At 37.3% G+C, this 14,567-nt stretch carries 12 protein-coding genes; 4 read left to right on the forward strand and 8 right to left on the reverse strand.

From position 1 onward, the window contains the following. Nucleotides 1-104 precede the first annotated feature (104 nt). The 3 genes from F6K23_RS38200 (at nucleotide 105) to F6K23_RS38210 (ending at nucleotide 3,412) form a co-directional block, all read left to right on the forward strand. The gene (locus F6K23_RS38200; RefSeq protein ID WP_293166082.1) at nucleotides 105-317 is read left to right on the forward strand and encodes a hypothetical protein; all 213 of its coding nucleotides are present in this window, start codon (nucleotides 105-107) and stop codon (nucleotides 315-317) included. A 348-nt stretch (nucleotides 318-665) separates the two neighbouring features. Further along, complete coding sequence (locus tag F6K23_RS38205) at nucleotides 666-833, forward strand: hypothetical protein (protein ID WP_293166084.1); 168 nt, start codon at nucleotides 666-668, stop codon at nucleotides 831-833. A 278-nt stretch (nucleotides 834-1,111) separates the two neighbouring features. Further along, nucleotides 1,112-3,412 (forward strand): hypothetical protein, encoded by a 2,301-nt coding sequence (locus F6K23_RS38210; RefSeq protein WP_293166086.1) that lies wholly within the window; start codon nucleotides 1,112-1,114, stop codon nucleotides 3,410-3,412. Nucleotides 3,413-3,691: 279 nt separating this feature from the next. On the opposite strand, the gene F6K23_RS42580 is transcribed toward F6K23_RS38210, so the two are convergent. The 4 genes from F6K23_RS42580 to F6K23_RS38225 form a co-directional block, all read right to left on the reverse strand. Then, the gene (locus tag F6K23_RS42580) at nucleotides 3,692-3,865 is read right to left on the reverse strand and encodes a PEP-CTERM sorting domain-containing protein (RefSeq protein WP_367267947.1); all 174 of its coding nucleotides are present in this window, start codon (nucleotides 3,863-3,865) and stop codon (nucleotides 3,692-3,694) included. 268 nt (nucleotides 3,866-4,133) lie between these two features. Continuing rightward, entirely contained in the window at nucleotides 4,134-5,264 is a 1,131-nt protein-coding gene (locus F6K23_RS38215; RefSeq protein ID WP_293166088.1) for a transposase, read from the reverse strand. A 281-nt stretch (nucleotides 5,265-5,545) separates the two neighbouring features. After that, complete coding sequence (locus F6K23_RS38220; RefSeq protein WP_293166090.1) at nucleotides 5,546-6,034, reverse strand: hypothetical protein; 489 nt, start codon at nucleotides 6,032-6,034, stop codon at nucleotides 5,546-5,548. A gap of 358 nt (nucleotides 6,035-6,392) precedes the next feature. Next, nucleotides 6,393-6,557, reverse strand: coding sequence for a hypothetical protein (locus F6K23_RS38225; RefSeq protein ID WP_293166092.1), 165 nt, complete (start codon nucleotides 6,555-6,557; stop codon nucleotides 6,393-6,395). 779 nt (nucleotides 6,558-7,336) lie between these two features. Between F6K23_RS38225 and F6K23_RS38230 the strand changes: the two genes are divergently transcribed. After that, a complete protein-coding gene (locus tag F6K23_RS38230; protein WP_293166094.1) occupies nucleotides 7,337-8,590 on the forward strand; it encodes an exonuclease SbcCD subunit D in 1,254 nt (417 codons plus the stop codon). Nucleotides 8,591-8,833: 243 nt separating this feature from the next. On the opposite strand, the gene F6K23_RS38235 is transcribed toward F6K23_RS38230, so the two are convergent. The 4 genes from F6K23_RS38235 to F6K23_RS38250 all read right to left on the reverse strand — a co-directional run bounded on the left by F6K23_RS38235 (nucleotide 8,834) and on the right by F6K23_RS38250 (nucleotide 13,905). Continuing rightward, nucleotides 8,834-9,046, reverse strand: coding sequence for a hypothetical protein (locus F6K23_RS38235; RefSeq protein WP_293166096.1), 213 nt, complete (start codon nucleotides 9,044-9,046; stop codon nucleotides 8,834-8,836). Nucleotides 9,047-9,255: 209 nt separating this feature from the next. Beyond that, nucleotides 9,256-9,579, reverse strand: a complete 324-nt coding sequence (locus tag F6K23_RS38240; RefSeq protein ID WP_293166098.1) for a hypothetical protein — start codon at nucleotides 9,577-9,579, stop codon at nucleotides 9,256-9,258. 281 nt (nucleotides 9,580-9,860) lie between these two features. Further along, on the reverse strand, nucleotides 9,861-10,220 hold the full coding sequence (locus F6K23_RS38245; protein ID WP_293166100.1) for a hypothetical protein: 360 nt from the start codon (nucleotides 10,218-10,220) through the stop codon (nucleotides 9,861-9,863). 589 nt (nucleotides 10,221-10,809) lie between these two features. After that, complete coding sequence (locus F6K23_RS38250) at nucleotides 10,810-13,905, reverse strand: UPF0182 family protein (protein ID WP_293166102.1); 3,096 nt, start codon at nucleotides 13,903-13,905, stop codon at nucleotides 10,810-10,812. Between the last annotated feature and the right edge of the window lie 662 nt (nucleotides 13,906-14,567).

Genomic DNA, 14,567 nt, shown 5'->3' on the forward strand with positions numbered 1-14,567 from the left:
CGTAGCTCCTCCGCAGGAGGCTGTCGTCGCGGGCGGGCAGTCCGAGACGTTAAACAAGACGAGGAGCCGACGTAATTCTACCCGTAAAAAGGTAGTTGATGGCGATGAGTCGTCTACCCGCCCTGAGTCAATTCAACTTCGGTTGTTTTGATGGATGGGAATCCCGCGCTGCAGGTGCAGGTCAACGTCGGGAGGATGTCAATGAAATAATTAAAGTCAGGAGGAAAGAAAATACCAAATCTCAAAAATTTTTCTATGTTTCCTTGAGTAGGGAAGTAGGGGAGTGGGTAGTTGTATGCAACGTCTGTAGGTTGTAGTCAAACTAATTTCTGCTCTCTGTTGCGAATATCGCAATAGTCATATCATTTCCTAAAGCACTCACTCAGGGGTGAGTCTGAAGCAAAGCTAATTTCTGCTCTTTGTTGCGAATACCGCAATAGTCATATCATTTCCTAAAGCACTCACTCAGGGGTGAGTCTGAAGCAAAGCTAATTTCTGCTCTCTGTTGCGAATACCGCAATAGTCATATCATTCCCTAAAGCACTCACTCAGGGGTGAGTCTGAAGCAAAGCTAAATCAATAGACATCTCCTCCATGCATAGGGAGTAGGGGAAAATAATTGATGATTTATGTACGATAATTGATTTGATTTTTGGTTTTACCAGATGTCTAATAGAGCTGCAACCTTTTTTGTGCAAGGAAAGTTATTTTATACCAAGCGTGATCGATGTTTGTTACAAATGGTAGGGACGTTGCATGCAACATCCCTACAAAAGAAGGAAGAAGTGGGAAATTTTGAGAAAAAGGGAAAAACAATAGAAATAAATATCTAAAATTAATTGGAAAAGCTATTTTTAGAGCTGATTTATAAAGTAAATCTTGAGAGGATAAATGCTTTACAGTGTAAGGGTTTAACACTATCTAAGCCCCTAGGGCATAATTTTCCACAAACCCATGCTAGAAAGGAATTTCAACTCAGTCTATAAATCAGCTCTTAAGCATATCCGCTCGAAATCTACCTTTTTGTAGCATTTTTTTTTCACGCTTGATATTACAAATGATTTAAATTGGCTATAAATTTACTTTACTCAAATCTTGCCAATAATTAACAATGAGACGAAAAAAAATTATTACTCTATCAACTATATGTTTACTAACTGCAGGAATTGCAGAATTTTCTAGACAAAAATTAATCACAACAGATTTATCAGGAGATATTAGTATTATCCTAGACAATGCACTATCGAAACAAGCAGACAAAAATATTACCTATCAAGACATTACCTTAGATTTAGTTTGTCAAAAATCCCAATGCGAAACAGAAATATGGGGTTTTGCTCCAACATTTAATCAAGCAGACCATGACGGTATTGTTGACATTATCAAAAAAGATAATACCTGGCAGTTGGAAGTAAAAATCAATATTAATCCTGACCCTTGGGTCGGCGGTGGAACAGCTAAATATTTAATCGAATTGCAAACTGATAAAAAAGATAAACAGCAGATAGTTGGTAGTTATTCAGGCACCTTTAATCAACAAGTTGTCAGTGGGAAAGTTACAGGAAATATTACGCCTTACTTGCCCAGAAAAATATCAAACCATACACCCATATCTCCTAGAGAGCATCCACGGCTAATTTTCCGTCAAAATCAACTTGCAGAATTACGAGAAAAAGCCAATACCCCTATAGGTAAAGCTATTTTTGCTAGACTCGAAAATACTCTCCAACAAAAAATATATTATGAAGGATATGTTCCCAATGGTGGATATCATGCAGCAGGTCATTGTTTCTTATCCCTATTAAACGATGACCCCCAAGCAGCAGAGACAGGATGGCAAATAGTAGAAAAATCCCTGAATAATCCTGGCCCACGATTGTTGGAGCACGCCCCTATTGTGGCAGGTGTGGCCTTAGCTTACGACCTCTGTTATAACGCTTGGGATGAGCAACGAGTGCAAAAAATTACAGACTGGTTAGCGCAACAGACAAAAATATTAATTGCAGGTACTCGTGGCAAAGGTTGGAATGCATATCCTTGGAGTAACTGGAGTGGAAGAGCGCGGGGAGCTGCTGGTTTGGCAGCATTAGCAATTTTGTCTGAACCAGAAAAATATTTTTCTGAACCTACTGATGTGAGACGACTGTTGAAAATTTCTGAACGGAATATTCAGCGTTATCTTGATACTGCGGTGGGCGATCGCTCTTTTGGCACTGAGGGAGACCTTTATGCTATTGAACCTTGGATACTAACGCTTTTACCATTTTTTCAAGCTTATGAAAATGTTCTGGGCAAAGATTTGGTGACAAATTCTAATGCGGAATGGTTTTTGTCTCACTATGTGATGCGGATAGTTGGGGAAAAGGGTGATGTATCGGTGCCTACTTACGGACGTCATCGTCTGGCTCCTGTAAAGTCTCTATTTTCTCTTGGGTGGAATAGCGTACCAGAAGAATTTTTGCCTGGGGTGATGTGGTTTTTTAATCGTCATTTTGGTTGGGAGGGCGATCGCTCTTTTGCTATTAAGAAACCCCATGAGGCTGCTTTTCTTCTGGAGGCATATTCTGAGAATTTAATGGATATTTCGGATGGTTCGCCGGAAGGTTTTGTGGAAAGGTTGTTGAATTTTAATTTCTTTACTGGTTTAAGACCTAAAAATCCAGCAAAGGTATTTGGGCGGGTATTGGTGGATGATGAAAAAGGTTTTTATCTGTTTCGTAACGAGTGGCGGGATAAAAATGATTTTGTGGCAAGTATTTATTTGAAGCAACAACCTTTGAAAAGTTCGTGGTCGTTTCCGGAGGCTGGTGGTTTTCGCATTTGGGGTTTGGGAGGACGTTGGGCGAGTGCTGGTCCTGATGATGGTAAAAGAGGGGATGAAAATGTTGTGGTTGTGGGGAAGATGGCTGGAGAAGGAGCTGCTCAACCAAGGTTTTTTGAGGCGGAGATGGATGGGTCGGGGGTTGTGAGTATGGATATGGATAATGTGTTTGAAAATAATGGTTTTGAGTCGTTGCGGTCTTTTGCTGTTGACTATAGTGGGGTGTCGGGTGTGCCTGGTTTGTTTGTGGTGGTGGATAGGTTTTCTGGGGATACGCTGGAGAAAGTTTGGGTGATGCATACTCAGGAGCAGGTGGTTATTGAGGATAATGGTTTTCTGTTAAAAGCTGGTTCTGGGGCGACGATGAGGGCAATTTTTGTTACGCCTACTGAGGTTAAGGTTGATGTTGAGGAGACTCAGAGGGGTCGGAAAATATTGGTGAGTGGGGGTGAGAATTTTTTTGTGGTGATGACTGTGCAAAATGGTATTGCTCCGGAGGTTGAGATTTTGGGTAGTGGTTTAGATACTCAGGTTAGGGTGGGGGAGAGGGTGATTTTGTTTGGTGAGGATAGAGTGATTTTCGGAAAGTAGCATTAGACTTCTCCAAAAATGAAAAATAAAATCAATCCACAAATATGTAACGCCAAAGTTAGCTTAGTAACAGATGGCTTGTTGCAGAGGCGATCTCCCCTTAAACGCTATTGTTTTTGGAGGGGCGATCGCTCAGAGATTACTGTTTCAGCTAAAATAGTGCATAGGAGAGTTTCAGAAAGCAGATTCAAAGATGTTTATGCCTTATTTTTTTTCTGGCCTACCTGCGGAATGCTGGCACTTAAGCAGCTTACTGTGAGCAGTGAAGAAAACTTCTTACTAATCAACCTTATCCTCGTCAAGCTTTTTCCTTGAACTTTTAAGGTTACTGCACGCAGCTAAAGTTCCTAGGGTTAGGAAGCCAAAAAGGGTTGAAGGTTCGGGGACCTCCAATACTTCTGCGGCTGTTCCTTCAATACCGACTGTAAAACCATTCCAGTATTCGTCGCTCATACTCCGCCAAGATACAGAGTCAAATGCACCTGTAAATTGAATAGTTCCATGTGGCTCACCTGTACCCAGTAAACGGTATTCAAAATTTCCATCACCGAGATCGACAACTTCTTTGTAAGAAGTGCCGCAACCGTTCTACTAAACTTACCCAAACTTACCCAAGCATGATTGCATGAGCTTTGGAGCTAGCTTCCTGTCTCACAGAAGACCACTGACCGCAGTCTGTAACTTGTCTTCTCCACAGGCTTCAAATTGGCGGGAACTCCACCTACTGACTCACATAGTTTTCCAGGTTGACAGCAGCATTAAAGTCTCTGTCTGCTTCAAAACCACAGTTGCTACATTTGTAAGTTCTCACACTCAATGGCATTTTCTGTTGATCCCCACAGTGAGAACATATTTGAGAACTTGGATAAAATCTATCTGCTATTATTAGCTCACTGCCATACCATTCACACTTGTATGTAAGCTGACGCTTAAACTCATAAAAGCCACAATCTGCTATCGCACTTGCTAGTTTATGATCTCTTGGTGCGCTACCAGGTGCGACTGGCGTCGTCGCGGGGTCGCACCGCTTTTTGAGCATTCCACTTACATTCAAATCTTCTATCACAATGGTGCTGTGGTTTTTAGCTAGCCATGTTGTTAGTTTATGTAGTGCATCGGATCTGATATCAGCTACTTTCTTGTGCAGTTTTGCTAGTTTTTTCATGCCTTTGGCTCTGTTTTTGGAGCCTGGCTCTTTTTTGTTGACACGGCGTTGATAACGAGTTAGTCGTTTTTTAGCTTGCTTATATGCTTTGACGTTAGCGTAGGTTGTTCCATCACTACAAGTTGCTAGAGTATTTATACCAACATCTACACCGATAACATCTCGTTCTTTGGCAGTAGGGTTTGATCGATTATCATATTGATCATCATATTTAAAACTAATGTACCAATTACCTGCACGTTTAGATATCCTTACATTTTTTACTGGTACAGAGGGTAAGATTTCATAAGTTTTTACTATTCCTATTTTTGGTAGTTTTATGTAATTTCCTTGCAGAATTTTGATACTTCCTTCCAAATAGAAACTATCTTTTTTCCCTTTTTTCTTAAACTTAGGAAATCCCCGTTTGGGAATAGTTAAAAAGTTTTTAAATGCCCTTTCTAAATCTCTTAATGCTTGTTGAGGGGCACATTTTGATACTTCATAGTACCAGGGATTTTGACTTTTCACTTCAGCCACTAAACATTTATGCAAAGTGATAGCACTAGGGCGTTTCTTGGTTGATTCGTACTCGGAAATGCAAGTGGCTAATCCCCAGTTATAGGCATGACGAGCTACACCCGCGTGTTTGGCTAGCAGTGTTTTTTGTTTGTTATTAACTTTGAGCTTGGTCTTAATCGAGCTCATTGAAAGCACTTGATGTACCTCCCGATCATAAATTAGATTCTGTCTAAATAATATCACAATAAATATCTAATTATGTACATTTATGTCTAACTTTTTAACTTCTGTAGTTAGCCCACCAACTGCAAGTAATTTTGCCCTCTGTTTACCATCTACGAAGCGTATTTGTACTCACTCCCAGTAAATCGGCAGCTTTTTGTCTACTTAATAAATTACTCATACTGCTACAAGATCGCGCTAATATATGTAAGTTTAAATAAGTATAGTTAATTTTTGCTTAACTGTCAAGTTCCCCAATAACCACAAGCATTACCATAAGCTCCACCGACGCTTAAGATTTCAAAATCTTGGTCGAAAGCATAGCCGTTGCCATTGAGACTGACATAAGAAAATACTGGATTAGCTATTGTTTCAGAGAAGGTTAGAGTTTGGTTTCCAGCACGGAATAATGCAATCATATCTGTCCCAGTGGGGATGTTATCTACTAAGTCACTGGTATAAGCGGATGTTGCCGGATCTAGACCACCTCCCATCTGTTGCCAATAATTAATTTCAGGGCCAACACCATCTTGAAAAAAAGCAATACCTTGCGGATTTGTGTATGTAACATCCACTGTTGATGAGTTAGTAGTGATAGTACCTTCGGCTTGGAAACCACCATCAATAACATTACCAGATGTCCAATCACTCCAGAAAATAGTCGCTGCCTGCACAGGGGCAGTTAAAGTAGCGATTGTAACACCAGCAGCAGCGATTAAAAGGTTTTTCAACATGGTTAAATCTCCTTGGAAAGTATGTTTGTTTGTCTACAACTTTAATCTAACTCCCCTCCCGAAAATTATGCAACCCTCTCTGGCTATACTTTACAGAATCTTTAAAAATGACGATAGTGTTTTTAGTGGTTAAAATCAGTGGAATTAATTATGATATAAGAGTTTGAGGTGTCTATAATCACAAACACAAACTATCGGCATTGGGCTTTGTATCCGTGCGATCACTGAGGCATAAAAACAAGAGTCTCAAAGGAAAAATATCAACTTCAACAAATAAACAAACTATGAAAAACCTTGAAATAGTAGGTGATTTGGCTATTAGCATCATGGAAAAAAACCTAATCAGTAGAGAAGAAAACTAGATAGAGGAGAAGGTGAATTTACATAACTTAATATGAAATAGAGTAATTGAACTAGAGGGGAGATAGAAGTCCAAGGTATTATATAGAATCCGGTTATATAGTATATGTTCATTATTCAATCTCCCCATCTCCCCATCTCCCCATCTCCCCCAACAATACAATTAAGTATTCAACTGGATTTGATATTACTCGTTACTCCTTACTCGTTACTCCTTACTCCTTACTCGTTACTCCTTACTCGTTACTCGTTACTCCTTACTCCTCAGTAATACGATAACTAATTACCCGGATTCTATATTAAAGGCATTGTTCTAAGTGAACATCATTCTATATCAAGGTCACTTGAACTGGAATTATATGATTGTAGAGCGCTTTAGTACTACTCTGTCTAACAATTGTCAAGTACCTCTAGTGCAGAATGGCGGAAATAACTGACCAGTTACACAATCCTAAAAGCCTTACCAATCAATACTTCTGACTTCTGACTTCTGACTTCTGACTTCCGCGTAGCGGCACTAGTAAGTTTTAAAATTCTAATAGTGGATGGGAGCTGGCAAATAATTGAATCTTGGCAGATTACTACTTTTGATTACCAGGACTTACGCAAAATATCTTTCAACAATGAATAATGAATAATGAATAATGAATAATGAATAATTACCTCTCCATGAATTGAAGAGGATTGACAAATTCATGAAAATTTTTTTTATTATCCCCTTAAAAGGGGAAGCGCATACCCACAATTTTTCGGTAAATTGTGTTTTTTGTAGGGGCAATTCATAAATTACCCCTACAGATAGCGTCCTTGCGTAAGCCCTGTTTAAAAAAGTTTTCCTAACAATTGCACACCGAGAATAAACAAAATTATAAAAGCAATAGATGCAATTAGTCCTATAATATCTATAGTCGCAATTAAAAAATCACACACAACCACAACAAAATGATAAAAATTATTCATCTTTCCGACATTCATATTGGTAGTGGTTTTTCCCATGGTCGTATCAACCCAGAAACAGGTTTAAATACTCGCCTCGAAGACTTTATTTCTAGTCTAAAACTTTGTATAGATAGAGCAATTTCTAAACCAGTCGATTTAGTATTATTCGGTGGAGATGCTTTTCCAGATGCAACTCCCGCGCCATACATAAAACAAGCTTTTTCTCGTGAATTACGTCGTTTAGTAGATGCTCAAATTCCCACAGTATTATTAGTAGGAAATCACGACCAGCATTCCCAGGGTCAAGGAGGGGCAAGTTTAGGTATTTATAGTACATTAGGAGTGCCCGGAGTAGTGGTAGGCGATCGCTTAGAAACTCACAATATTCAAACTAAAAGTGGTGCTATTCAGGTAATTACTTTACCTTGGTTAACTGCTTCTAGTTTGATGACCAAATCTGAGACTGAAAGTTTATCTATGAGTAAAGTTAATGAATTATTAATTGAAAAATTGAAGTTAGTATTAGAATCAGAAATTCGCCAATTAAATCCAGAAATTCCGACGGTACTTTTAGCTCATTTAATGGCAGATAGAGCGAGTTTAGGTGCAGAACGTTTTTTAGCTGTGGGTAAAGGTTTTAATATTCCTGTTTCTTTGTTAAATCGTGATTGTTTTGATTATGTAGCTTTGGGTCATGTTCATAAACATCAAAATTTGAATAAGTCTAATAATCCACCAATTATTTATCCGGGTAGTATTGAAAGAGTAGATTTTAGTGAGGAGAAAGAAGAGAAAGGTTTTGTTTTGCTTGAATTAGAAAAAGGTGCTGTTAAATGGAAATTTTGTTCTTTGCCTGTGCGAAATTTTTATACTATTAAGGTTAATGTTTCCGAAGCAGAAAATCCACAAGCTGAATTGTTAAAAGCTATTAGTAAAACTCAGATAAAAGATGCTGTAGTTCGGTTAATTTATCAGTTACGTTCCGAGCAGTTAGATTTGATTGATAATGGAGTATTACATCAAGCTTTAAGTGAGGCACATACTTATACTATTCAACCAGAATTAGTCAGTCAGTTAGCAAGACCCCGTTTACCAGAATTGGCAAAAGGTAATAGTATCGATCCGTTAAAAGCATTAAAAACTTATTTAGAAAGTAGGGAAGATATTCAAGATATTCAGGAAGAAATGTTAGAAGCTGCTGCTAAATTACTATCAGATGGAAGAGATGGAAGTAATTTCTCAGGTGGTCAACAGTAGCCATTGAATCGGTTCAACTTCTGGTGGTACAGGAGTAATATCATGTCCGGTAGCATCGTTTGTGTAAAACCTGAGCGATACGGCTGACGCCACGCTCCGCAAACGCTACTCTTCAAGCCTTTGATAAATTATCAGTAGGCCACCAACGAAAAGAAGTTAGACTTTGAATGAGCGATCACTGTTTCATTAAAGGATTTGCAACTTAATAAATTACTGATTATTGACATACTCCCGACGTTGCACTTACGCGACATGACGATGACGATGACGATGACGATGACGATGACGATGACGATGACGATGACGATGACGATGACGATGACGATGACGATGACGATGACGATGACGATGACGATGACGATGACGATGACGATGACGAACGCGGGATTCTTCAGTCTGGGAAACCCTAACCGCAGTTTTAACAGAGGTGATGTCCTCCCCCTGTGTTGATAGCAATCCAACCCACCCCCATCCCCTCCCGGGAGGGGAGCTAGAGGGGTGGGTGAGTTATAGTCTCTGTCGAGTTCTTGGCCACAATTACTGCAAGAATGCCAACGCTCTGATCAGCTTTTAGGAACTTTACTTAAGCATTCCCAACAATGTTGAGATGTACCTTTTGGGTCTACGCGTGATAATTCTTTTGCCAAGTCTCCAAGCTACATACTCTAAGATATCAAGAAATTGATAGTAGCTGCATCTTGTAAAGACTTATTCAATCCTGACTTAGCTGATTGAGCGTTGGGCAAAAACTGACCATTATCACCTAATTTTACTTTGCAACGTCGGAGTAAAGAAGCTACCTGTAGGTCTTCAAGGAATATCACCCTTACATCTGAAAACAGATGGTAAGCAAGTTTGAATTGCCAGTCCAGTCGCTGTCTAGCTATTAGTTGATGAAGTTTAGCTATTTTACCCTTGAGAATTTTCCAAGGTTTGGAATACTTGGACTTTTTAGCCAATCTCACCTGAAGTTTATACCATTTCTCCATGAAGTTGCACTTACAGCGGTTTTCATTTGGGTAGACCACAGTAGGGACGTTCCATGGAACGTCCCTACAAAGTTTTGCTTGTGAAGATGTGGTTCATCAATTTGAAAAGCGCTGTAATATAAAGATGAGAATAGTCAGTTTAATAAGGTCTGAGCAATAATTATTAAGCGCATTGTTACAGAGAAATGGTATTAGATAAACGATGCTCAGAGAATCTCAAAAACTTAGGTACTTCTATAAACTCACCATCACTGGTAACAGCATAGTGCAACAATCCTAAATCAATACATGCATGAGTGATCTGAGGTGGGTTGAATTTCTGCACGCCTCAAAGGTACAGTTTTATCTTCTATTGTTAAGCTGATATACCATCCGTCTGCCTCACGAATTACTGTACCTGTCTTGACCTTGAATCCTTTTGGTATTGGGCGATTGAAGACAAAAGGGACTAAGCCAATTTTTGGTAAATTGATACAAAAACGACCGTTAGCATTTTTAACAATATTGGTATTTGATAACTGAGGATAACTGAACGAATTATAATAATGCTTCCCCTTGAATTTAGGTCTACCACTGGTCTTACCATTTTTATCGGGTAAGGTACAAGTTATCCATTGTTGTTTGTACTCTTTGGACAACATCCTGCAAGACTTGGGAATGTATGGACTTATATTCCGGGAATAGTTGTTTTGTTTGTGCCAAGTCTGCCAGTTGCACAGTCTCCCACAAAACATAACCATTGACTATATTTGGGGTTGCACATTATGGAATGATATTGCCAAAAATTAGTTTATACTTTGACTAAAAAAACTATTAATTAATCATTCTAGCAATTGATTAATCCAAAATTCAATTCAATCAAAAATCTAAAATCATTCGTCACTGTGCAACGCCGCGTTAACAGTACCTCTGCAATAAGGAGGCAAGAAAATACGGAATTCTCTTTTCTCTTGGTCGATTGGATATGGCGAGGTTTCCTCGCCATCCCACCCTACGGGAAGCTCCGAATATCGACCGCTTTTTATCCCCTTAAAAGGGGAGGCGCATACCCACAATTTATCGGTAATTATTAATTGTTGAAACATCCTACTGACTCGCTATTGCCTGTTGCCTGTTGCCTCTTTCAAATAGGAAATTTATTTTGCACAACTACTTATCAGCTTTTTCAGTTATCAGTTATTAGTTTACATAAAATAAATTTAACTTCTTCCTTCTTCCTTCTTCATATACCTATTCCAAAGATGGTACAACTACAGGTTGTTCTAATGGTTCTACTTCAAAAACTTCTCTTAATGCTTCATCTAAAGTTGGTTTCATCACAATTCGGTTTTCATAAGAAACAATAACTCTAGCTAAAGTTGGCAAACTATTTTGATCTGCTTCTAAATAAATAGGTTCCACATAGAGCAAGGATTGATTCATTGGTATTACTAATAAATTTCCTTGAATTGCTTTTGATCCTTGACGATCCCAAAGAGAAATTTGCTGTGATATTTCTGGGTCTTGATTAATCAAAGCTTCTATTTGTTCTGGACCATATATTAGTCGTTGTTTAGGGAATTGATATAAAAGTAATTTACCGTAATTTGGTGCATCCGATCTAGCTGCTAACCAAGCAATTAAGTTATTACGACTTGCTGGAGTATAAGGTAAAAAAAGAATAAATTCTTCTGAAGTTTCTGCTGGTAATTTTGTAATTAGATAATAAGGTTCTACTTTCTGCTGTTGATTACCATAAATCTCAATAGGTACCCGCCACAAATCTTCCCGATTATAAAATACACGGGGGTTATCCATGTGATAAGTTGCCAATAGTTCGGATTGTACTTTAAATAAATCTACTGGATAACGGATATGAGTATAGAGACTTTTTGGCATTTCTGCTATGGGAGAAAACATATTAGGAAAAATCTTTTTCCAGGTTTTAATAATTGGGTCTTTGGGGTCAGCTACATAGAATTTTACTGAGCCATTGTAGGCATCAATTACAACTTTTACTGAGTTACGAATATAATTAAATTCGTTATTTTCTGGGTCGGAATAAGGATAATGATCGGTTGTAGTGTAAGCATCAAAAATCCAGTAGAGATAACTGGGAGTTGTTTGAGTAACATCTTGTTTGCCAAATTGAGGATTTGCTACTACTAAATATGGGTCTTGGTCATAACGTAGAAACGGAGCGATCGCTCGAACTCTGGCATTAATATTGCGGCGATATAATACTTTAGTTTGAGGTATAAATTTATTAGTCAACAACATTCTCCAGTTCTTCAAATATTTAGCAAATATCCATCTTTTCCAGCTTCTACCAATGACGATACCACCACTGCCACCATAGGTGTTATAGGTGTTTGTTTCTCCACTGGGATAGTCTAATTCTCTATCTTTTTCCGCAGTGGAGGTAATTACATGAGTATTGGTAAGTTCTCCATAATAAATTCTAGGTTTACCAATAGGAATACTGAATCTAATCCTTTCTAATACTTCTAAGGTACTATTCTTTTCAATAGTTGGATCTGGTCCGATATTTTTAACGAAATATTCTGGTAATCCACTTTCTTCAACTTGATTAACTGGAGAAAGAGTAAAACCATAGCCATGAGTATAGACTAAATGTTCATTGACCCAAGTTTGTGCTGGTTGAGGTACAGATTCATAGTTTAGTTCTCTAGCTGCGATGATTACTTGTTGTTTTTCGGTAGGATTATTTTTTGTTCTTTCTTCCTTTTTTTTCAGAAATGTATAGCGGTCTATATCAGCATTTTTAAATTCATAATATGGTCTAATTTCTTGTAATTGTCGATTCGTTTGTAAAATTGGTCTTGTATCCCAAAGACGAATATTTTCGATGGTTAATTTATTATTTATTAAGTCAGTATAGGTAAGTTTATTTTCTGGGTTAAATAGTTTTACTTCTAATTTTTCTGGATCGAAATATGCTTCTCTAGTAAATTTAATACTACGTTTAATATATGGACTTTCTCGCTCTATTTCGTTAGGTTGTACGATGGTTATTTGTACAATTTTTGGTAATAACCAACCAGTTAGTACTGCGATGGTTAAATACCATGTTAAGATAGCTCTTAATGAGTAGCTATCAGCAAATAATTTTGCACTCAATTTTTTCTTTTTTTTCCTTCTGCGACTCAATCGTAAAAATCGGAGACTGGCTTCAATATAAGGCTGAATATCTTTAATGGAAAAAATGGCTTGCCAAAACAAAAATAATGCAATTAATAATGCTAAAACTGCCAAAAATATATAAGCAGGAAGCTGAATTTTGACATCTGTGTAGCCAGCACCATAAATAACACCACGTGGAGAGTAAAGTAATTCAAAACAACCTAGAAAGTAACTATAGGCTATGGTTAATATAAAGCCTCCACCTAAAGCATGAAGATGTCGTTGTTGTTGTTGGGAAAATTGATAAAAGTTGCCTTTACTTAGACTATTTCCAGACAATAAATAGATGAGAGTGCAAGCGACCAGTCCATATAAAAATAATCCTACTAACCAAAATTTTAATAATTGTAATACGGGAATTTGAAAAACATAAAAACTGATATTAATATGAAATAAATCTTCTCTTTCAGCAAAGGGAGTAGCATTAAATAGTTGTAATATATTTCCCCAATGATTTGAAAGAATAAAACTAAAAATTAAACTTAGCACTATCGCAAATATACTTAACCATAATACGGGATTAATAATGACAATAATACCTAATACAATAAATAATCCTAATAGCCACCAGTTAGAAGGTATTTTACTGAATATTTGCCAAATTGATTCTATGCTCAATGCTGAAGGAATTTGTGGAGATACCTTCGCAACTGTGAAATCAGGATGCCAGTAATCAGTAAATACTTGAATATAATGGGTGAGAATAAGTCCTATTAATAAAATTAATCCTAACACTAAACATAACAACCCGCCGAGATTAAATGAGGGTTCAATACGCAACTTACTTGACGGCATAGTTACTGGTGGAATTAGCATCATTTCTTCATATACTTCGGTTTTTCGATTGTGATTTTTTTGATATTTAAATATACTCGCTACTCTGAGATTTGCTAAAAAGAAGACTGATGTAATTACAAAAGTAATTATCCATAACGAAGTTTCTGTTTGTAGTTTAGTTATTAGTACAGGCAAATAATTAAGTTCTTCAAACCATAAAAATTCAGCCAAAATATTAGTTGACAAATCAAATGCTGCCCACAATCCTAAGAGAATGATAAATATAATTAATATCTGTAGGAAGTTGAGTTGTTCTAGTGCTTTGGAAAACCTAAGTTTTAGCTTGTAAATAATATTTAATTTCATGGTTTATGATTTTTGATTAGTTGTTTTATAGCAATTTTATTGAGTTTCTCTACACTTATATAATTTCCGGTTGAATACTTACACTTTGGAGAAAGAAAGGTAGAAGGCAGAAGGGAAGAAAAGGCTTGAAGGGAAAAAGTTTTTTGATCGTTAATTATCTAGATATTAGATTATACCAAATTAATAATAAGCTGCTAAGAAGATGCATAGAATAATAGACATCTCCAGAAAATAAAGGGCAGGTTTATTTGCTATAAACTAGAGTGTAATAACTCAAAAAATCATTTTTTGTGTTTTTTTATTAAAAACATCTTCCCTTCTCCCTATTCCTTACTTTTACAAAAAGTCTATATCTTTTTCACCAGATGTCTAATATATTAATCGGGATTGAGTGTAGATCGAGATACACAAGTTAATAAATTTCATAATTGTGTGCGACCTCACATAAAATTGGTATAATATCAAATCTGGTTAATTGCACATAGAATTATGTTATATAATATCTGTTTATAATTTTATAATTACTTCAATATTTGGTGGTGGTGCATAGTAATGGTAAAGGAAGTGTGGGGAGATGGGGACCCACCCGCGCACCCCTCCGGTGGAGGGGAATGTGGGGAGATGGGGAGTGTGGGAAAAATTAAAAAATATATATCCTCACC

The organism is Okeania sp. SIO2C9, assembly GCF_010672455.1.
Taxonomy (GTDB): Bacteria; Cyanobacteriota; Cyanobacteriia; order Cyanobacteriales; family Microcoleaceae; genus Okeania.

Coding starts and splice junctions, on each gene's coding strand:
- F6K23_RS38200 (WP_293166082.1), top strand. CDS start 105: ATGAGTCGTCTACCCGCCCTGAGTCAATTCAACTTCGGTTGTTTTGAT.
- F6K23_RS38205 (WP_293166084.1), top strand. CDS start 666: ATGTCTAATAGAGCTGCAACCTTTTTTGTGCAAGGAAAGTTATTTTAT.
- F6K23_RS38210 (WP_293166086.1), top strand. CDS start 1,112: ATGAGACGAAAAAAAATTATTACTCTATCAACTATATGTTTACTAACT.
- F6K23_RS42580 (WP_367267947.1), bottom strand. CDS start 3,865: ATGAGCGACGAATACTGGAATGGTTTTACAGTCGGTATTGAAGGAACA.
- F6K23_RS38215 (WP_293166088.1), bottom strand. CDS start 5,264: ATGAGCTCGATTAAGACCAAGCTCAAAGTTAATAACAAACAAAAAACA.
- F6K23_RS38220 (WP_293166090.1), bottom strand. CDS start 6,034: ATGTTGAAAAACCTTTTAATCGCTGCTGCTGGTGTTACAATCGCTACT.
- F6K23_RS38230 (WP_293166094.1), top strand. CDS start 7,337: ATGATAAAAATTATTCATCTTTCCGACATTCATATTGGTAGTGGTTTT.
- F6K23_RS38240 (WP_293166098.1), bottom strand. CDS start 9,579: ATGGAGAAATGGTATAAACTTCAGGTGAGATTGGCTAAAAAGTCCAAG.
- F6K23_RS38245 (WP_293166100.1), bottom strand. CDS start 10,220: ATGTTGTCCAAAGAGTACAAACAACAATGGATAACTTGTACCTTACCC.
- F6K23_RS38250 (WP_293166102.1), bottom strand. CDS start 13,905: ATGAAATTAAATATTATTTACAAGCTAAAACTTAGGTTTTCCAAAGCA.